This window comes from Viridibacterium curvum (assembly GCF_039544165.1).
Taxonomy (GTDB): domain Bacteria; phylum Pseudomonadota; class Gammaproteobacteria; order Burkholderiales; family Rhodocyclaceae; genus Viridibacterium; species Viridibacterium curvum.
Map to the genome: position 1 here is coordinate 612,612 of NZ_BAABLD010000017.1, position 21,701 is coordinate 634,312.

10 protein-coding genes are annotated in these 21,701 nt (G+C 57.3%); all 10 read right to left on the reverse strand.

Features of this window, described 5'->3' with window-relative positions:
• Positions 1–46 precede the first annotated feature (46 nt).
• Positions 47–6,376: a DEAD/DEAH box helicase gene (locus tag ABEA02_RS19245; protein WP_345534730.1), complete on the reverse strand. Its 6,330-nt coding sequence runs from the start codon at positions 6,374–6,376 to the stop codon at positions 47–49.
• Positions 6,373–9,921 carry an STY4851/ECs_5259 family protein gene (locus ABEA02_RS19250; protein WP_345534731.1) on the reverse strand — a complete coding sequence of 1,183 codons (3,549 nt, stop codon included), beginning with the start codon at positions 9,919–9,921 and terminating at the stop codon, positions 6,373–6,375. Before ABEA02_RS19250 ends, ABEA02_RS19245 begins: the two co-directional genes overlap by 4 nt.
• Positions 9,922–9,951: 30 nt before the next feature.
• Positions 9,952–10,341 carry a DNA recombination protein RmuC gene (gene rmuC, locus ABEA02_RS19255; RefSeq protein WP_345534732.1) on the reverse strand — a complete coding sequence of 130 codons (390 nt, stop codon included), beginning with the start codon at positions 10,339–10,341 and terminating at the stop codon, positions 9,952–9,954.
• Positions 10,342–10,560: 219 nt separating this feature from the next.
• A complete protein-coding gene (locus ABEA02_RS19260; protein WP_345534734.1) occupies positions 10,561–12,315 on the reverse strand; it encodes an ATP-binding protein in 1,755 nt (584 codons plus the stop codon).
• Positions 12,316–12,425: 110 nt separating this feature from the next.
• Positions 12,426–13,424, reverse strand: a complete 999-nt coding sequence (locus ABEA02_RS19265; protein ID WP_345534735.1) for a hypothetical protein — start codon at positions 13,422–13,424, stop codon at positions 12,426–12,428.
• Positions 13,421–15,109 carry an AAA family ATPase gene (locus ABEA02_RS19270; RefSeq protein ID WP_345534737.1) on the reverse strand — a complete coding sequence of 563 codons (1,689 nt, stop codon included), beginning with the start codon at positions 15,107–15,109 and terminating at the stop codon, positions 13,421–13,423. The genes ABEA02_RS19265 and ABEA02_RS19270 overlap by 4 nt, the downstream gene beginning before the upstream one ends.
• Before the next feature lie 4 nt (positions 15,110–15,113).
• Positions 15,114–16,259, reverse strand: a complete 1,146-nt coding sequence (locus ABEA02_RS19275) for a restriction endonuclease subunit S (protein WP_345534738.1) — start codon at positions 16,257–16,259, stop codon at positions 15,114–15,116.
• Complete coding sequence (locus ABEA02_RS19280) at positions 16,256–17,824, reverse strand: type I restriction-modification system subunit M (RefSeq protein ID WP_345534739.1); 1,569 nt, start codon at positions 17,822–17,824, stop codon at positions 16,256–16,258. The genes ABEA02_RS19275 and ABEA02_RS19280 overlap by 4 nt, the downstream gene beginning before the upstream one ends.
• The gene (locus ABEA02_RS19285; RefSeq protein ID WP_345534740.1) at positions 17,821–18,258 is read right to left on the reverse strand and encodes a cysteine peptidase family C39 domain-containing protein; all 438 of its coding nucleotides are present in this window, start codon (positions 18,256–18,258) and stop codon (positions 17,821–17,823) included. The genes ABEA02_RS19280 and ABEA02_RS19285 overlap by 4 nt, the downstream gene beginning before the upstream one ends.
• On the reverse strand, positions 18,255–21,686 hold the full coding sequence (locus tag ABEA02_RS19290) for a DEAD/DEAH box helicase family protein (protein WP_345534741.1): 3,432 nt from the start codon (positions 21,684–21,686) through the stop codon (positions 18,255–18,257). Before ABEA02_RS19290 ends, ABEA02_RS19285 begins: the two co-directional genes overlap by 4 nt.
• Positions 21,687–21,701 lie beyond the last annotated feature (15 nt).

Consider the following 21,701-nt stretch of genomic DNA (forward strand, 5'->3'; position numbering starts at 1 on the left):
TTTGCTCGTCACGATCCGCCGACCTGAAAGACACCGTATCAGACGTCTAGAAAACCCCGGGCGACTCACTTGTCCCATAGTCGACAATGGCGTAGCTCTCTCCCTCTGGCCCTTCGATTACCAAATTCATGTTTGCCAGCAACTCTCCCTGCCTGGCGACGCTAGCTCCGAAGTCAAACGGACACCCAGTGCGGATAAGGGAGCTTCGAGATGTCTCACGCCAACATGAGAATCCCTGGTCCAAAGTCACTCGTACTAAACGCCCGTCGGACAAGATGAGTTTCAAATACCGGCCATGCGGACAACTTTGCTTTGGTGCGCAGCTCACGCTAGAAGGAATACCGCAATACTCGAAGGCAGCTTTCAGCGCACTGCCTCGCTCTGTCGAGGTCTGCCAAGTGTCGGACACATGCAATGGTTTGCGGAAATCATCTCCTGCTCTCCGGATTTCCAACGTTGTCACATCGATAGACTTGAGCGCCCAAACATCCTCAAAACGTCGCTTCAGGGCACTCACCGTCTCAACGAGTAGCGCGCAAGACAAAGGCGTCATCAAATATCGATCTTGGTATTCGATGCGAACGATCTCGGCACTGCCACGAAACAAATCGTGGGCAGGAGCAAGCCCCAGTGCGTCCAGAAGTTGATCCGCAAAAGAGGCTCGCCCTCCTTGTTCTTGGATCGGTCCGTCAAACTGCCCCTGTATTTCGATCCTCGTGACGACGGGGGCGTCGGATCCCCCTGTCACGCACTCGTAAGGACTCAATGCTTGAGCTTCAAACTTTGTGCGCCCGACTATCAACGCCGCCCTTCTGACAGCCCCCCAGTGTGCGTCTGGAAGTCCAATCTCTGCAAAGTCAGATGCCCAAACCTCGCTGGTTCCATCCTGGAATAGCACTTCGGCCAGAACGGCCGCGTTTGATCCTGCTTTGCTCACACCATTGCTCGAGAGAACTTGAACTCCACCAAGCGCAGACAAACCGAACAAGCTTTCGCGATCTTCACAAGACAAAGCGTCCAACACGCTGAGGGGTGCTACCAACTCCAACGGCAACTCCAGCCAACGCCGGACGTGCCGTTTTATAGGCGATCCGGCCAGATCCCAGTCCTCCGGCACTCCCTGTAGATACAAACGAAGTTTGTTCGCGCCGGGCTTTTTGATCACGCTGCTGATTGCTTCTGGAAGCCTCTGCCACTCAGCACGTGAATCTCTCCCAAAAAAGGCAAGATCAACCGGCAAGGCGAGCCCCGATAACCAAGGTTCAGTGAGGAAACGCAGGGCGGCATTGCGATCAAGGTCATCAATACGGTAGCGCGTGTCGAACTGGAGCAAGCAGTGCTGACAAGCCGCCGGGCAGGAAGCCTGACAATCGAGCTTTCGTGCAGCTTTACGGATCAAATCAGACACACTATCCGCAATAGATGAACTATAGCCAGACGACGCTCTATCGAAAATGACAATAGCTTGCGCTGTTGCTTGTCCGCTCAACTGAACCGGCTTCGTCTCGACCCCCAGCTCATCCAGCTCAATACCGAGCTGCTCTGCTACAGCAGAACGCAAAGCAACTGCAATGGAGTAGGCTGTCACTACGTCGTTCAGTGGTTTGCCGTCCAGTCCGAAGAAAACAAGCTCAAGTACATCTGTCGTCGATTCATGCCCCAGGCGGAGACCCGACTTGATCGCGTACGACGACTGGCTACCGGAGCAGATTGCGGTTTCACCGCCCTCTGCACCGCGCAGCCGCCTGTGCTCTTTCATCTTCCCGGACTTATGATCTTGAAACGCCTCTGGCAACAAACTTGAATCTACCGGCATCGGTTCTGCACGTCCGCAGTGCAGGCACACCGCGTACCCTTCTCCCGACACGCCATCTGAATAGTGGAAGACAGTTCCTGCATCACTGACCCTGAACTTTCCTCGCACAGGATTACTCAACGGCCGCCACTCTCCACGGGCATCGACCCACGGGCGTTGAACTGGTACATAGCTTTGCTGTGAAACGTCGTTGTGTGGCGCTGCGTAAAGATCTACTGCAAATCCCGCCGGCTGCAGATAGTCGAAACGAGTTTGTTTATTGCAAGTGAGCAAAGCGCCGCAATCGAAGCAGTGGCTAAGATTCTCAGCGCTCGTTGCAGTACCACTGCTCCCGCACCTCTCGCATCGCCAAGCGCGGCGCAGACTCTGAATCTCGTTAGTGGCCTGTAGAGAGGCGGGCACATGCCAATTCAGCGTGACACCGCGTGACTGGTAAACAAGCCCATCGATAACTACCTCAGCACCAGGGGCGTACTCGCGTAACGCCGTGGCGATGTCCCGACTTGGCAACTCACGGCGCTGGTACGCATTGTCATCGCGCGAGCGACGCTCTTTCTTGCGCTCTTTCTCGCGCGCGATCTCGTCGCACGTCAGCGTATCCAGAGACGCAATGTTGCTCGGGAAGCTGTAACCGGGAAGCACTCCTGCCCCCGCAAGTTCGCGCAGCAAATACTCGCCCGTGAGTCGGCCGCTCTGCATCTGTAGAGCCTTAAACGCTGGATTCTTCTCTTTGCTCCCTGAGAATTGCTTCAGCTGATCCTGAATCACTTCATATTCATTGAACCAGTCAGTCTTGTGCCTGAAGACCATCGCAGCCGCTTGACGCGTAAGGCTCTGCAGATTCGTGAGGCCTGCGTGGCATGTCCGGACAAGGAGAGTACGCATCCCGGAACTGATCGATGCCTCGACCTGTGACTCAAAGCACTCAGCCCAAGCAATGAAGCGATCAACGGGCGCACCGCCCTTCGGCAACATCCACCAATCAAGATCGAGCTTATCTGCCGAGCCATGCCCATCGATTGAACGTTTCAAGAATGCCGCCAGCAACAACGAATTGATGTGCCGCTGAACAATCAATGCACTGGACAGTCTGACTGAAGGCGCGGAAATGCTTGTCGTAAATGCCCACAAGGTATTCCGCAAGACCCCCTGATCGTGAGGATTGTTCTTGCACACGGTCAATGCCATTGATCGCGTTTCGCTCCGTCGTCCGGCCCGGCCAGCCCGCTGCAAATAGTTCGCTGGGTGTGGCGGTACATTGTTCATGGCCACAACTGAGATGCCGCCAATGTCGACGCCCATTTCCATCGTTGTTGAGCAGCTCAGCAGGTTGACCCGCCCCGACTTGAAATCTCGCTCGTAGGCTTGCAAGCGCGCTCCTGACTGCTGGGCTGAGTGCTCTGCCGTACGGAAGTACCGACTACCCTCTACGATGCGGTCATTCAGGTCGGTCCAGACCCCCTCCATCCGCAAGGCCAGAATCGACGCATCAGCATTCAACCAGGCACGGCAGCGATTCAGTCTCTCTGCGTGATCATCGTCCGTCACAACGCCCAGCGGAATCGCAAGTGGCGAACACTCCGCGTACTTCTTGCTGATGTCTTTGCGGGGAAGGTAGGGGGTAACGCCTTTGAAAGTAACATCTAGTACGCGACGAGTAACCGGGCACAACCAGCCTTTCGTGATGGGCGACAAGGAGATGTCTTCCAACTGCAAGAACCGGCCCTGCGTAGAAGCGGTCAGCAGCCCAACCTCCACCAGGTTTTGCCAAGCTATAAGCAACAAGGCGTCAATCTCATCACGCCCTGTAGTGCTCAGAGGGTCTTTGCCCAGTGCGTAGGACAGCAGACGAACCAATCTTGGCTGGATGCCGCTGGTATTGCATTTTGGCCAGCGTTTCAGAGTGTTGCTCGGCTGCTCTTTTGAATCCTGAGGCAAGAGCCATTTCCTGGAAAGGCGATTCCCGCCCCATTTCCTCCAAGAGTCGGGCAGGTCAATAAATGAGTTCTCCCGCACCCAGAAGTCCAAAGCGATTTTCAGAAAGTCTTTCCAGTCCGCAATAGAAAAACCAGCTGGTGCAACCTTCACGCTATCCAGCTTGGGATACCTTACTGCCACGAGCCCCATGGTTTCCGGACTGTTGGCACGCTTCGGTCGACGCGCAAACTCCCGCATGGTCAATATGCGGGCTAGCGTCTCACGACCATCAGACTGTTTGAACAGTTGTGGATCAAGGTCGGAGTAGTAGTCGTAGATCCAGTCTCGTACGTCAGGCTCATTGGTCATCAACCATGCAGTGATGTCCCGCCATTGCACGGGCTGCGGCTCGGACAATGCTGCCAGCTCCGCACGCTTCTCTTCGACGATTCTTCTGATGGCTTCATTCTCAACACCAGCGAGAACCGCCTCCAGAGCGCCTATGTCATTCTTGAGCTTCTGGGCCTTGTCGTCTGCGCCGATCCGGCCTGCTTGCAACATGCGCTGATAAATCAAGCTTCGAACAGCATTGCGCTCGCTGTCCTGCTGCAACTTGGCTGCAATTCTTGCAGTACCTTGCCGACTGTCCGTAAACGTGATCATGCGTCGACCGCGCCAAGGCAGACTCATCGGTGACACGCCCTTCTCGTCAAAATCAGGGCAAAACTCCAGCAGCGTGGGAATGATCTCGCCGAGCAGAAACGGGGCGCCGAGAATCGCTCTGCGGAAAAACCTCCGCCCATCGCCTTTGTGTCCGCCGCACTCTGGACAACACAACACAATCTCCCCGTCATCGCCGAAGGCCCCTGCCTCGCAGGCCCTTATTTCGGTCACCTCAGTGGTTTCAACGGGGTTGATTTCCAGTGTTTTCTTATCGATAAAAATGCTGGTTGTCGATCTCAGATGTGCATTTGCAATCAGAAGCGGGGCATCGATTGAAAAATCCTGATCCGTAGCCTCGTCGTCGTCGGCAACTTCAACGTCCAGCTTGAACTCATCTTCGTTCTCGGTCGACGCATGCGTCAGACGATGCGCTCCCGTCCTGCGATCTACTTTCCGTTCCGCCCACAGATAGGTGGTATTGCAATCACTACAGGATCGAAGCTCAAAGACGGGCGCGCCACAATCGCAGTGCCGTCGCTCTTCCTGGTAAAGCATGCCGAAAGCCCACTCAGGGGCATCCAGCGCCGTGCCGTCCTTACAAGTACAGCTCTGATCAACGCACGCCCATAGCCCCGCCAGCACGTTATGAAAAATATGCATGCGTAAGGGCAGGAACGGCACAGCCTCTCTGCCAGAAGAGAACCTGGCCGACGTCAACAGGTCAAGCCAGCGCAATGCGGTGATCTGTGACGCGTGATCAACGGCGGCTTCTGCGCCGAACAGCTCCGCAATCACACGGCGCAGCTGCCTTGCGCGGCCATCCTCTGGCACGAATAGCTGACGAATGCGGCGAGCCGTCTGATTCGCACAGAACGCCGCATAGCGCACTTCTGGTTCAGCCATTGGCAGTGCCTCCAATTGCTCCAGAGTCGCCTGCCGATAGTCGGTAGTGCCCGCGATCAGTTCGGGAATTTTGCGTCGCCCCGATACGACATGCACACGATCTGCGGGCAATCCCGCCAGGTCTGCGAGGAAGTGCTTCAGCTGCTCAGCGGCTTCGCCGCCACCGATGGTTGCAGACGTCGCCACGAACCTCACATTGCACGCCTCCACATCAAATGCATGCAAAACACGCCGCAGCAACAAAGCCAGTTCTGCTGCTTGAGAGCCGATATAGGTGTGCGCCTCATCCAGGACAATCCATTTCAGCTGACCTCTGGAAGCTTTCAGCATATTTGCGTCCTGAGCACGCACAAGCATGTACTCAAGCATCGTTGCATTCGTCACCAGGATAGGCGGGGGCGCCGCGCGCAAAACCTCGCGGTCAATAACCTGATTTGGCGCCGCATCCCGGCGGTGCTGAGGCTCCCTATCCGGAGTATTTCCGTTGTAGAGGCAGAAACGAATAGATCCGTCGAAGCTCGCCGTCCATGCATGCAAGCGCTCTTTCTGACTCTCGATCAGCGCATTGAGTGGGTACAAAAAAAGCGCTTGCACGCCCACCAGCTTCTGGCCTGACTGTGACACTTGCCGCGCCAGACTGTCGAGAATCGGCACCATGAAGCATTCGGTTTTGCCGGAACCCGTCCCGCTGGTCACTACGACAGAGCGAGGCTCATCTCTGGACAGGTGTCCCCACGCTTCCAACTGGTGTTTGTATGGAAAGGCGTCCCTCGGGAAACGGTAGGAGCTGTCCCTACCATCTTTGTCCTTCGGCGGCTGATCCAGCGCAGCAACCGTCTTGGGCGTCAGCAAGTCTGCGCTCAACTGAGCGAGCGTCTTGTCGGCCTGTTCCCAGCCAAAAGTCGCTTCGAAAACAGGCTCGCCGATATAGCTGCCTGGCGCACCGATTTCACGCGAAAACGCCTCGGAAAGAAACCGCCTCAACGCAGGGTTGGAGAATCCCAGGCGGCCTAGTGTGGCGCGCGAAGCCCGGGTCGCAAGCTCCGGTAGCAACTCAGCGAAATAGCTGTTTTTCATGGTCTCAACTTGTGCGAGCAAACGTTAGTAGGGGCGCTGAAAAGTGCGGGGGCCTTGTCCCGTCCTCCCGGTCTTCTCATCCCCGGCGCCGGGGAAGTACTGGCGGCTAAACACGCAATCAGAGCCTGCTGATAGGCCTGCTTGAACCACTCTGGATCGAAGGCCCGAATTTTTCGAAGCGCGAGTCGGTTCGCCTCAGTACGCCACCACTCCCTTGAAACACCAAACACTGTCCACATCGCGAGCAACGCGGGCATATTCACGACGGTCAGCTTGAAGTCATCTTTGCTGGGAATCCACAAGATCGCCCTGCCAACCGCTTTCAACTTGCTCCCCACATCGCCGGTCGCCCTCTCAGCAATCGCGTCCCATGCCTTGTTCTTAAAGAACCACTGCTCCGGCCAATGCGCATCATCAGCATGGTTCCTGAGCAGGATTGTCTGCAGCAAGCTACCTTCGCCTTTCAGCATGTGGGCCGCAATCTGCTCCACTGATCTCGTTTTAGATTGCAGTGCGTACCGCATTGCATCTGTTGACTCCCCGCAACCTTCAAACACCACAAGATCAAACAACAATGAAATGGAGGGCAGTGCTTCACGCAACTTGTCGCAGCGATCCTTCAGAAGAATCGGAAACACTACGTCGAAGCCATCTGCAAACTGAGCTCTGCTGTGGTGCTGCAAAGATCTCAAGGCATCCAGCCAGTCCGTCGGCGACGTTAGCTCCCACACAAATCCCATCTCGCTCCCCAGCCGACGACACAAGGACCCGATATCGTCGTGCTGCGCGCGCAAGGCCACAGCGGCAGCAAACTGCGGCTGCCCGGCAAGCACATGGAAAACATCGAGCGTGCCCAATGGCAAATGAGACAAGGTACTGCAAAGGTATTCAAACAAGCGCCACGATGGATGCTCAAACTGGTTGCACATTTCGCCCAACGCCAGTTCGATGGCTGTGCGCCGCTCCGTCTGATCTGCCAGCCCCATTGCAGCGCCTAGACTGCAGCGTTGCGCCACCTCTGTTCTGTCCGCATCAATCCAGAGAGCTGGCCTCATTGGAACGATGGCCTCTCGCCCCGGGAAGACAAGCCAGAAACGCTCGGGGTGTTTCAGCCCCTCCATGCTCCACGCACCAGTAGGCACCCCCTCGCTCAGACTTTGAACAAGCGAAACCGACTCCCTAACCGGGCTCGTCAAAGGCGCTGCAAACATGCAGATTGAACGCAGGTCGTCGGACGACAGCCTGATCATCTCCTCATCAGGTATGCGCAGCGTGCGCTCAGTCGTTCCTTCAAGTCCGGCCACATATCGCGCGACATCCAGCACACACATAACCTTGCCGCCCACCCGGAGAGACACCCGAACATAGGCATCCAGATCAGAGGTGAATCCAATCAATGCCTCGATGTTTCGTTGAAAATCAATCAATCGAAACTCGGCGAGTCCGTTCTCGGGTAGTTGCAAGCGAATCTCATCGCTGAGGGATCCAGTGCCTGATCGTTCATTGCAAAGCAACGCCAGATGCAATGAATACTGTTTGGGCGCACTGGGGTTTTGATCGAAAATTCGCAGACGAATCCCCGACAGCGCAGACAGGACAAGCCGCTCCCGGTCGCGCATCGGCGTCCCTTGAGGGTCAAAGAAGCGCCCGCCCGAACTCGGAAATGGCAGAGCGAAGACTGCCTCGGCCGCCCCCCACCCCACACTGACACGTATCGATTCAGGTGGAGCCCCCCCATTGGACCGGAGGTGCAGTTCGGAGGCCTCCGCCTCCCTCACAACGCGAGCCGTGACCTCGCAACTCAAGCAGGCTACGTTCGGCGCATCAAAACCTTTCAGTCGCACGCGCCCTTCTTGAATGCTGCTGCCCGAGCCGAACTCGATCGTTGCGCCTTCACTCAGAATCAGCATGCGAAAACGAGCACATGTCTCGCCGGACTGAACCACTATTGCATCGACGATGCCACGCGCGGCGTGAGCATCCAGCGCCCGGCCACTGCCAGCCTCCCTCCAGATAATCTCGCTGGTCGGTACACGTAAGGCTTCTCCGCTCTCCATGATCCGGTAAAGCTTGGGGACACCACGAAACGCTGGCATGCGCGCAGGTTGCCAAGGCAAGCGCCGCCCTTCCCAGGAATACATTTCAGAAAGTCGCGCACTTTGCCCACAGCGAACGAGATAGACCTGATCAGCCAACGTGAGCGTCGCGCTCCCTTCAATGGCAAACACCTCGCGCTGCATCTGCTCGGCTCCTGCTGAAGCCAAGCGCCCACAACTAAGCACGCTCGAACTTGCATCCGCTGGTTCTACGATCCAGCCCTCAGCCACGGCAACGCGCAGCATTCGATCAGGCAATCGCGCGCCGCCTTGCGCCAGGAAACTCCATGTCCCGTCGCGTTCCGCAAACACCCAAGGCAGGTCAGACGAAAGTGCCGCGCCACCTGGCACGGGGATTGGTCCATCACTCACGATGCTGGCGCGGTGGCGCAGTACCAGACAAACCTCATCGCATACCAAACTCTCAGGCAACACGCGATCAGCGCCATCCAGCCTGACGGCGCCCTCATGCCCCAACACCAGACGTCCACTCAACCAGGGATCCGCCAACTCGGCAAAAGGATCGATGCTGAAAAAGCTGGGCAACTTTTCTGGTGCCAATCTGAAGCTTTGTGCCAGCTCTTCAACCGTCACGTTTCGCTTCGTACGCAATGTAGCGCGCAGACGAAAACCGCCACTGCCCCCCTCAAACAGCGTGCGCTCCAAAGAGAACACCCGGCCACCGCTCGTGGGCTGCTGCAGCACAGCCTCCTTCACCAGATCAGCCAACAGTGGCTTCGCTGCAGACTCCTCCAGCGAGATAGGAAATCGATCCATCCAGGCGGGGTCATGCCGTTGCAGCGTCGCCAGAACGTCGCCGCCTGCTTCCAGTCTGAACTCCCGACGCAATTCAAGCGCGGTCAGTACCATCTGGGCCAACAACAGGTAGATCTCCTCGTGCCTCAGGCTATCGGGCAGTGAGGCCGCCCGCTCTCGCACCACGTCCACCAGTTGCTCTTCACCCCATCCATAACGAGCCGCCAGACGCAGCGCATGGAGCAGGATGCCACTCAGCTTGCCAGTACCTTGCCCCAGAGCCTTGAGGGGCAGCCCACCATGGGCGACGATGGCGCCGAAGTACATCTTGCCAACGCCTGATGGTCGATGTTTCCAATATCCCAGACCACGCTCTACACACGTGGTGCGCTTGTTTGCATCTACCGCTGTCAGGTAGCCCAGTGCATGAAAAATCGGGTCCCACCTCCAGGCTCCTCCCCGATATTCCCGATGCCACCACTCGGAGGCGAAGAGCACAAACTGCGCGCAAAAGAAGGTGCTACGCGTCGCCAATTGCTCAAACGACGCAGCGGCGAGGCTCTCACGCAAGCTGTCTGCCAGGGTGGCGAACTCGTCCCCCTTGAGCCGATACGCATATAGCATCCGCTTGTCTGCTCCCTGCAGACCACGCGCACCGAAGAATCCCTGCAACCATCCGGCTTGAGAACTCATTGACTCGCTCCTCGATATTGTCTGGAATCGTCAGCCTATGCGGGCTTCGGTTCCTTCTTCTGCAGCCAACTCCAGGCCGTGCATCAGCGGCGCCGGCAAGGTCTTGCTTGACTTGACCCCAAGCGCCCGCACCTTTTCGACCTGGCTGATAAGACACCCTCGGCCGGAAGCCAGCTTGCCATGAGCATCCTGATATGCCTTTTGTGCCTGCTCAATCCGCTTCCCTGCATCCTCCATATTCTCAACGAATCCTACGAATTCGTCATACAGCTTCGCACACTGCTCGGCAATCGCCTGTGCATTCCGATTTTGGTGCTGCAGCACCATATCCAGCACCTGCGATGGGATACGACGCTGCTGCATGCGCCGCTGTGCGTGGTTAGTCAGGGGGAAGGAATCAAACTCGACATTGCTATGCATGGCATGAACTCCTGAAGTTGATGCCATGCACCTGCGACAAACGTGCCTGCCATTGCAGCAGACAACAACTCAAACCAAATCAGTTAGTTACATGCACTCTCGGATATGCCGCCTGCCACGCAACGTAAATCTCTTTACCAAAACATAATATTGTTGAGCAACGACTTTCCCCTGCAATTGCTAGAAAGGGCCCGATTTCATTGCCTCCTGCAATACGCGTCAGTTCTGGCCGGTCTTCAACTGCCATTCGATCAGACGTCGCGCTGTGGCGATCACGTCCAGATATGACAGTACGCGAACATTGGGCTCCAGGTCTTTCTGCGGAAAATCGGGGGAGCGCTTGCCGCCAATCAACAGCACTTCGATGGGCTTGTTCATCACCTTGTGCAAGTCATGGCGATATCCGGTTGCTTGCTGGTAGTCGTCGTGATTGAGGGGATGGCTTGGGCGCTTGAACTCGATCAGCAACGCAGCCCCATCGAGGTTCTCGTTCAGCAGGAGATCGGGGCGATCCTTTGCACGTTGTCCCGTAAATTTCTTGTCCAGATAGTCCTCAGATTGACGGGCGAGCGTCCTGTTCGAGCTGAACAGACTGTATTGCGCACCAAGCAACCAGAGGTTCTTCTCAATGGCCTTGTGCATTTGGGCTTCAAGCGTTTTCGGGTCGCGCGCGAGGGCCTCAAGCTTATCCAGGAATGCTTGCCGCGCCTTGGCTTGCTCGACGAGATGAGCCATGTCTGCCAGACCAAAATCTGCTAACGCTTCAGCCACTGCAACCACATCACTGCGTTCCGCTTCAGCAATGTGGCGAAGAACTGTCCCATAGTCGGCGTTTTCAATCGCCTCAAGCAAAACGTAGATGTATGGCTCAATCTTTTCCGGTGCGTCCCCGTAAAAGCGATCCAGCACTCTCTCTATTGCACGCTGCGCGTACTCCCGTCGGTACTCCGGTAGCTCGGCCAGTCGCTCATGAACCGTGCGCTTCAATCTCGCCTGGGCTAGTTGAATGTCGCGCCTGTAGCGCGATTCAAATGCTGATGTCAGCATCGGCTGAACCGTCTCGACCAGCTTGGTCAACAGCTCGCTGTTCTCAATGATGCTGTCCCAGCCCGCCGTAACGTGATCATGCAAACCATCGGCATCTATTTCGCCATAGAGCTTCTTCAAGAGCTTCTGCGGAAAATCGTCTCGCTCATCCAAGCCGAAGAACGAAGGCTTCCCAATGGCCTTGCCACCTACCTTAAGTACGATTCCCGGCGCACGTGATACCGACTTGTTCTCCGCAATCGAAAAGCGCAAGCGCACATCGCCCACTCCCTCAACCTGGAGTGAAGTGTCCTGATAGCTACCCTCCACGTCATCGACGCCCAATGGCTTGCCATCAACGTGAATGACGATGCCGGATTCGCGGCCATACTCCTGCAGCAAAACCTGCCGGAATTTTTTCGGGTCAGGCAGGGCGAAGCCCGCATGCAAGCCGCCCAAGACAATCCGCGTACCATGCTTATCTCCGGGGCATGATTCGGACGCGATGTCGATGGGAAGCTTCTCGATGTCCTCAACTCCGGCAAGGTCAACCAATCGCAGATCGAAACTGCTTTTCACGCCGCGAGCCCAGGTCTCAAGGCGCATCTCGGATGCTGCCATCAGGCCAGCGAACTTCCCGACTCCCTTCCTGCCCTTGACTCGCCGAGCCTTCCCGGCAGTCCGCTCGCCACGCGCAATTCGTCTATCGGCTGCGATATTCAGGTAGTGGCGGCGAACCTCTTCCTCTGTCATACCGGTGCCGTCATCCACGATTTCTATTGGCGAGTCCGACATCGGCTCGGGCAAGGAGATGTGGACGGAATCCGCATCGGCGTCCCAGGCATTGTCGACCAGCTCTTTCAGCGCTCTTTCGGACGACGAGTACTCCTGACTGAGCAGATGCGCCAACCGGGAGCTAACTTGAAACTTGGCGGACCGTTTTGCCATGGGGCCTCCTTGTAGTGAGTACTTCGGATATCAAGGCGGGGATATCAGCCCTTAGGAATGCCATCGCTATGCAATTTTCAGCCGTCGAAAAGCGGCTCCGCAGCCAGCAATCAAGCTAGGCCTTCAACGCGCACTGGATTGCCGATGATCGATACATCCTTCTTCTCTGCATACTGCCTCCAGCGTCCCTCATAGACGCCCTTTGACATCGGTTGCAGATCATCTCTGGCGTTATGCCCAGCTCCGCTCGAGAAATCATCCAGTCCATACGGAGCGATGACTCCACCTGCATCGGTGAGTACGAAGCGGTTGTGAAATGAGTCACCGGACGGCGGGTTTTCAAGGCAGTAGAACTCGACGACCGCCCCTTTTGGTAAGTGTGCCGGCAGAAACTTAATCGCCTTGCTAGTCAGATCTGCTGCGACTTTCGCCTTCTGATCTGCAGTGAACTCACCGTCTCGCGACCGATGCGCCTGATAGACGTTGGTCATAATTGAAACTGAAGGCCAAGTTCCGATGCAACGAGACGGCCCGAAAGCAATCTTCATCATCTCCGTGAAAGTTGCGAGATAGCGTGGTTCGGAAGGGTCAAAGTAAGGGTCTATGAGCGCAATCCTGTTTGCAACCTTAAGCAGGGGCGCGACAGCCTGAGCAATTTCTGTAGCCGTCTTTCGTGCCGAGGCAATGGTTGGTAGATACCACCTGCCATCCCGAATATCGTCAATAACGTTCGGCGTGATGACCGAAGCGCAAGAGCCATCGCCAGTGTGGGAAGCCATGATGGCGTGAAAAGGACGCGATGAATGCTCCGTCACAGCCTCATCGAGCCAGCTTTTGCTTTCGTCTATCGTCCTGTTTCGCCTGACTGTGTGGTCAGTCAGTAGCTGGACGTAGGCCTCGAATGCGGGCTGGGCATTCTGAAAATCCAGCGACGTGTCGTCATATCCGAAGTACTTGTAAAACTCGCCGTAAGCCTGGCCTTTCCAATCTCTGGGAAAGTCCGACAGAAGCCGGCGCTGATCCATTCCGAATTGACCGACAACTCTCCCCGTTTCATTGATAGCCCAATTGACTACAAGGCTGGGATCCAGTGCGTACTCGTAGATCAAGATGCATCCCCCGCACTGCCAGCCTCCATGCGGCGACGCACCTCAGGTGGTAAAGCCTCACGCATCCGCTCGGGGAAAAAACCACGCGGCCAGCGGTCGTTGAATTTACCGTTGGCATCAACGCCAATGGAGTGGGCGATAACGCCGCCATCTTGGCCCTTTTCCAGATAGACGATATTCACGTCATCTGGCGTCACAGCAGATGCGCCTTCCGGCAGTGAGCCTTCGGTAGTTTCCTTGATACGGCGCAGCAGGCGCAGGATCAGGTGTTCGCTGTGGGTTTCGAGCAGGAAGCTCAGGCCGCGCTCGATGGCGCCGTCGATGAAGAGATCGCCGAGGCCGACTTGCACTGCCGGGTGGACGTGGAGTTCGGGTTGCTCGATGGAGACGATGCTGGCGCGGTCGTCTTGCGCGGCGACCACGACGGGGACCACCTGCGAGATGCCAACGCCGATATCCAGCGCCTGGTGCTTCAGACCTGCTGCGTCAACAAGGGATAAGCGCGGTTTTGGGCGGCCAAGTGGTGCGCCGGTGTCGGTGTCGATCTCCTGCACTTCGGTACGCAGGAAGCCATAGCCGGTATTCAGCTTGTCGGCGTCGCGCAGCCAATCGCTGCAGCGCTCCAACATCTCGTTTGAGCGCACGAGCAGAGCCTCCCACGCAGCCATACCGTCTGCCCAAGCCGATTCGTTTTTTGTCAGTGAAGCCTCAAAGCCACGCGGAGGCACACGGCGCAGCGGGCCGACATAGCGAGCGGCCTGCAATTGATCGCGGAGAAGCATCGCGGGGCCGACGGTAAGCCAGGTCAGAAATGCCGTGAACTCCCGCGCGACGTAAATATTCTGGGCGCCCTGAACGCCCGAGACCGGAATGTTGAGCATGCGCTCCAAGCGGGGCAAGGCACTGCCAAAACCATGCAGCCATGACCGCAAACCTGCACCCGGGCGCTCCATACCTGCATCGCGCACTGCAGCGAGAATACTGGGCAATACAGATACCCTAGGGCGTTGCCCGTCGGGCAACAACGGTGAGCCTTCGCCGGCGGGAATGTCGGACTCCGCCACCCAGTCGTCCAACAGAGCCAGCGCGGCATCGGCCTCCTCATCTTCCTCTGTCTGCTCGCGCAGAAAGATCGAGTTCTCGCGATTGATCTGCATCGTCACATCGCGACCCGTCGGCGAGCCCTCCAGACGAACGCACCAACTGCCATTGATGCCGACCTCATACTTGGTGACAACGGCTGTATTCCGCAACGGTTGCCATGCGATTTCCAAGCGCACACTGGCATCTAAAACCGCACCACGAATCTCATACAGCTCCGAGTAAAAATCGTGGGTTTCATTCGATGCAACCCATTCGTCGAAGGACTCTGGTGTGATTTCAGGGAACGACTCTCCCCGCAGATCCATACCGATTTCGATCTCGATGCGTTTGGCTGGGTCACGGCCACATACAAGATTCAGGAAACCTCCCAGATCTACCGCCTCGCCGCCTTGTAGCGTGCGATCCGGGTTGAGGTTGTTGCGTTCAAGGATTTCGCGCACGTACTGCAATGCCTGCAGGATCGTACTTTTGCCCGCGCTATTGGCGCCGAAGAGCAGCGTGATTGGGCGCAGATCGATACGAACTTCTTCTGAGAAGCCTTTGAAGTTCTTCAGTGCGATGGATTTGATGAGGGATGGCATGTAATCAGCTCAAAAGATCTAGGGAGAGTGCCGCGCTCAATTTGTCGCAGACCTCACCAGATTGCGAAAAAGTTTGCTCTATTGCTCGCATCTTTTCGACCACGTTGGCGTAACGGTCTTGAAGATCAATCGGGGGTAGCATGATCTGGATGTTCTGCATTTCCTGCGCATTGATGTTCGCCATACCAACGATGGACTTGCACATGGATTGCAACGTGGCTTTGCCATGTGTGGAGTTCAGGTATGCCGACACGTAGTAAGGGTTGCCTCGTTCATTCATGCGGACTCGGACCAGATAGCCGGCGATGGCCATCGTCTCGTCGCGGTCGTACACGGCAGTCTTTCCAACCAGTTCTTTGCTATTGGTCCGGTTGAAGAGCAGATCACCTTTGCGGGCGAGATACTTGTCTGCCACCTTCTCATCCAGATCTACATATTTGAGCGACGAGAGATTCAGTCGTCCTTCATAGGTCAGGTTGTTCATGCGCAGAATCGGGTACTGCCCCTCTGTTTCGTCGGCTTTTTCTGATGTCCCGTAATTGGCAGATGCCACCAGATCGCGGATCGTGCCGACCGGCCAACCCTTCGGGTTGGTGACCGGGTCGCCGAACATGTCGAGGAAGACAGCGCGGAGGAAGTCGTCGGCGAGGCGGATGGCTTGCTGGCGTTTGCGGCGCAGGCTGTCGGCCTTGTCGAGAATGGCGGCGATGCGTTTTTGTTCCTTTAGCTCAGGCAGCGCGATTTCGATGCCTTCAAGCTTCTTTTTGGTGATGTGCTGAAGGCCCACCCCTCCATGCGCTTGATCAATCATTAAGTGCATGCTCGCATTGAGCGAGTGAAACAAGTACCTCTTATCTACGTCGTGACGGACTTTGACGTTGAAGATGTGTTGATTGAGGTAAGCATGGCCGCGCTCCCAAATGAACGCTCCAAATGATGTGCCCGGTGTTCCTGACCATGAGAACAGCAAATCACCAGTATTGACGTGGAATTTTTCATCTACCGTTGAGTTGCAATAGTTAAATGGTTTGGTTTCGTCGTTCAGATTTTGAATCCGAACAATGGGCACTCCTGAAGTTTTCCAATCGTCAGCATTGAATGCTTTGCCGTTAACGAAATCGCATATTTCGCCAAGTTTCACGCCACTCATCCCAGCATCCCCTCCAGCTCTGCCAATTCCTTCTGGATCTCGTTCTCCAGCTCCTTCAGGCGCTTGAGGATGTCGCGCGGGTTGTCGTGCTTCTCCGCGACGTGAACCTGCTGCTTGTAGCGGTTAATCGACAGGTCGTAGTTCTGCGCGGCGATGTCGGCGAGCCGCACGCTGAAGGCTTTCTGCGTGCGGTCGGTGAAATCCGCCCTCTCCCCCGGCCCCTCTCCCGCACGCGGTAGAGGGGGGAGGCGGTCGCGCCATTGCTGCCATTGGGCGAGGACGTCGGGAAGGTCGTTGTCCTTGATCGGCTGGCGTTTGTCGTCCAGCGAGAGGCCATCGGCCTGCACGTCGTAGAAGAAGACTTCGTCGGTCTTGCCGCCCTTGCTGAAGATGATGATGGCGGTGGAGACGCCGGCATAGGGCTTGAACACACCGGAAGGCAGGGAGATAACGGCTTCGAGCTGGTTGTCTTCGACCAGATGTTTACGCATCTGCGCATGGGCCTTGCTGGAACCGAAGAGCACGCCATCGGGCACGATGGTGGCGCTGCGGCCGCCAACCTTGAGCATGCGCAGGATGAGGGCGACGAAGAGGAGCTCGGTCTTCTTGGTCTTGACGGTGCGGAGGATGTCGGGCGCGACGTCTTGCTCGTCCAGGCTGCCCTTGAAAGGCGGGTTGGCGAGGATGAGGTCGAAGCCGTTTTTGGCTGAGCGCGGGTAGCGCTCTTCGAATTTCTGGCTGAGGGTGTCCTGATAGTGTACGTCTGGCTCGGCAACGCCGTGCATGACGAGGTTCATGGTGGCGATGCGCAGCATCGTGGCGTCGAAATCGAAGGCGTGGAACATGTCGGTGTCCACGTGCTTGCGGTGCTCCTGGAGCAGGTCGCCGCTGTAGAGGGTGACGGGCTCGCCATCGACGATTTCGGTGTGGGTGCCGGCGGCGCTGGAGTATTTGCGCAGCAGGTAATCGTAGCTTTCGACGAGGAAGCCGGCGGTGCCGCAGGCGGGGTCGCAGATGCGGTCGGTGGGCTGCGGGGCCATGAGCTCGACCATCATGCGGATGATGTGGCGCGGGGTGCGGAACTGGCCGTTGATGCCGGCAGTGGTGAGCTTGCTGAGGAGGTGCTCGTAGAGGTCTCCCTTCGTATCACCTCGCTCCAGGGGCAGATCGTTGATCATATTGACAGCTTTGACCAGCAGCTGTTCTTTCTGCACCATGAGCTGAGCGTCTTTCATGAACTCGGCGAACGGATTGTCGCCAGCCTCCGCGGCGAGGCGGCGGAAGTGTGGGAAGACGCGATCACGGACATGCGGCAGCATTTCCGCCCCACCCAGGTGGCGCCATCCCTCCCAGCGGCAGTCTTGCTCGTTGGCCGCAAAACGGGGCTTGAAGCTTTTGCCGGAGACCTGGCTCATGCGCTCATCTCGGCGCTCGGCCATGTCCAGCATGCGGGCGTACATGAGGAAGGTGATCTGCTCGATCACAGTGAGAGGGTTAGTGATGCCGCCGGTCCAGAATTCGGTCCAGAGGCTGTTGATGCGGTTCTTGAGTTCGCCGGTGATCATGGGATTTTGTGTGTCAGTACGCCGAGGTGTTCAGTGAGTCGGATTGGCAGATATGCGTGGAGTTTCGCGCGTCCAAAATCTCTTCGTTTTTCTTGTTTGGCGCGTGGGTCAAGAATGTAGGCATCGTTGGCCTGCTGCTTGAATACAACCCAGTGCCAGTTACCGTTTTTCTGGAGATTGATCGCTGCAATCGCCAACTCGGCCTTGATTTGGCGCCAGTTACTGGTTCGGCGGTAGTGGCCGTATTCAATGCTGTGGGCTTTCAGAAGCGTTTTCAGATGCGTTGGCTCTGTGTAGAACGAACGTGGCCCGGATGGCCAATCATGCAGGAGTTCATGGGCCTGTTTCTTGATGGTTTTGTATCGCGTACCAACCATCATCGCGATACACGCCAAACCGCATCCCGTGGAGTCCTCCTGGATGACCCGTTTCATGCTTGCCCTAGCTCCGCAGGCGGCTCGCCGAAGCTACGCACAATACCGATCAGTTCGTCGAGCTGGCCGTCCAGATTAAACACGCCGGTGATGCCTTCGTCGTGGATGCGTGTAAACGGAGGCTCGAAAAGCTGCTCCAGGCGGATGGAACCGGCTAGTGCAATGTGCTCCCTGAGCATGTCGAGAAAGCGCAACTGGAGTGCCGTGAGCGGGTACTTCTGCGCAAAAGCAGTGAAGCGGGCTTCGACAGCCGCAACGTCCATGCCCACGATGCTCCGCAGGATCTGGGCGAGCGGTACGGCGGTGTCGGCGTAGAACGCGGCGAGGGTGTGCAGATCAACATCCGGGTTGCGGGTGTGGATCAGGCTGTTGAGCTGCTCCAACTCGGCCTCACTGACCGGCTCGCCATTGCGAATCTTGGTGAGCACGGGGTTTCTGCCGAAGAGCGGACGCAGCGTAGCCTCGACCTTTTGCTGGTAGATGCGGGCGTCGATGCTTTTGACCTTGCTCTGGATCTCTTCGGAGCGGTACTCGGCAACGTCCTCTTTCACGTCGAGGACTGTCGCGGGCATTGGGGGCGGCAGGGTCAGAGGCTCAACCAGATGCACGACATCGCGCAATGCGATTCGCTGAGCTTCGAGGCTGGCAAAGTCTGCTGTTTGCCAGAAGGCCTCGCTGCGGATCTGCTTGAGTGGCTCGGCCTTCGCGCGCACCTGGCTGAGGTTGGCAGGCAGGCGATCAAGCAGGGCGAGAATTTCGATCCGCACGGGATTCTCTTGCCCCGGTGTAAGCAGGGCATACTCCTGAGCCTCGGCAAGAGTCAGGTCCCAGCGTAGTGCGTCCCCCTGCCCTCGCACATCCAGCGCGTTGAGCAGTGGGGCGACGTTTTCGGCGAGCACTTGCACTGTGGCAGGCGCGAACTGGTCGAGCAGGGCTGCGTCCCGAGCGAGTTGCACGGGCTGCCAGTTGTCCCGCACTGAGATGCTGCCATCGTCGAGGGCATCGGCATCTTGCTTGAGCAAGTTGGTGAGGCAGGAGAATGCCTCCAGCTCAGAGCGTTTGAGCGCAAGACGGGCTAGCTCGATGCGAGCCTCGTATCGACGCTGCGCCAGCGACTTCGGGGTCACAGGCTCGACTTCATCTGTGTCCATCTCATGATAGGGGAAGTTGCCCCAGTGGTCGAAGATGAGGAATTCGGTCTTGTGCGCTCCGGGGCCGAAGAGGTTTTTACACAGGCGAGTGCCGCGTCCGATCATCTGCCAGAACTTGACCTTGGATTTGACGGGCTTGGCGAAGACGAGGTTGACGACTTCTGGCACATCGATGCCGGTGTCGAGCATGTCGACCGAAATGGCAATCGTGAGTTGATTGTTCTTGCTGTTCTCGCCCCCTTTGAAATCGTCGATGAGTTGCTCGGCGCGGGGCTCCTGAGAGTGGATCACGGCGCAAAACTTACCGGCGAACTGGGGGTACATCTCGTCAAATAGTTTATGCAGCATGCGGGCGTGGTCGATGCTACGAGCAAAGATGATGCTCCTGCCAGGCAGATGACCGTCTGCGTCTCGGATACCGTGCTCCATGAGGTTGCGCAAGATGGCGCGGTTGGTGTCTTTGTTGAAGATCGCCTTGTCGATCTCTTCTGCGTCGAAATCCAGCATGTTCGGATCGATGCCCTGATCTTCGAGCTGGGCAATCTGCTCCTCAGTGAGATGCGCTGCCTTGATGCCGTCGCGTAGGAACTTTGTGGTGTGGGCAACGATTCGGTAGGGGACGAGGTTGCCTTGGGCGACGGCCTGCTCCAGCGTGTAGTTGGCAGTCGGGGTCTTGTAGTCGCAGCCGAAGAGGTGGCAGGTGCTGCGACTGACCATCTCGACGGGGGTTGCGGTGAGACCGACCTGTAGCGCATCGAAGTATCGGAAGATGTCGCTGTACTGGTTGTAGATGGAACGGTGAGATTCGTCGGCAATGATGAGGTCGAAGAAGCCGACGTCAAAGGTTTCGTAGTCGTTGATCAGGCCCTGATAGATGCCAACGTAGATTCGAGCGTCCTGCTTGGCGATGTCATTCTTCTGACCGATAACGTAGAGCGGTTCTTTGATGAAGTCGTTGAAGGCATTCCTTGCCTGCTTGCGCAGCTCGCGGCGGTCGCACAGGAAGAGTACGCGCTTGGCCCAGCGGGCTTCGATCAGTAACTTGGCGAGGGCGATGGCTACGCGGGTCTTGCCGGTGCCAGTGGCTTGCACGACCAGCGCCTTGCGATGGCGGGCGGCAAAACGCTCCTGCACGCGGCGCAGAGTTTCGATCTGGTAGAGGCGGCCAGCGATGACAGGGTCGGGAGTGAGGGTGAGCAGATCGCGCTGCTCGCGACGCTGGAAGCCAATGCGGTATTGCAGGGTGTCCTTGCCGAAGAAGCCGTAGAGCTTGCGCGGCGGGTAGCCGCCAGCGTCGTCCCACAGCCAGATGTCGTGGCCGTTGGTGTAGAAAATCATCGGCCGCTGGCCGTGCACTTTCTCAAGGCCATCGGCGTAGTCCTTGGCTTGCTGCTGACCTTGGGTCGCGCTGACGATGGCTTTCTTGGCTTCGACGACGGCGAGCGGTTTGCCGTTGTCGTCCCACAGCACGTAGTCGGCATAGCCGAGGCCGGTTTGGGTGCCCTGATGCCGGATTTCAACTTCTTGACCAACCTGCGGGGTGTTGGCGCCGTTGTGCCCGACGTTCCAGCCCGCCATGCGCAGGTCGCGGTCGATGAGCCACTTGCGGGTATTGTCTTCCGAGAAGCGGAGCTGCCTGGTGGCGGCCAGAGCTGCATTGCTGATGGCTTCAAGCTGGGCGGTGGGAATCGGTTGGTTGCCGGCCAGGATCTGCGCTCGCAAGGCCTGCTCTTTGTCGCGCAGTGCCTGCATTTCTTCGAGCATCTCGCGGATCCGCGCTTCCTTGAGAGTGTTTTCTTCTTCGAGCCTTTTGGCGACGCGTTTGATCTCGGCTTTGCCATCGATGCCGCCTTGCGGGGGCTCGACGTAGTCGCTGAAGTCTTCAAGCTTGCCTTGCAGTTGGGAGACGTGCAGCCAGCGTGCAAGCTGCCAGGCTTCATGCACGCTGCGCAGGGCATCGCTGACAGTGACGTCTTCACCGTGCGCGGCGCGATTTCCAAGGCGGCGGATGAGGTGGAGTTTGTCCTGCACCAGCGGGTCGGCCACCATGCGGAAGCTATCGTTCTTGAGCAGATCGACGAAGGTGGATTGTGGAACCTGCGGCAAGCGCAAACGCATGTAGATCACATCGACCATACGCTCGGCGAAGTTGCGCAGTTTGACCAGCGCGCTTTCGGCATCGCTGTAGGCGTAGTGTTCCGCATAGCCGCCCATGTTGGCGAGCTCGGGATACGTAGGCCTGAGGGGCTCGAAATTCAGCGATCGGATGTCTTGCATCAGCATGTCTGGTGG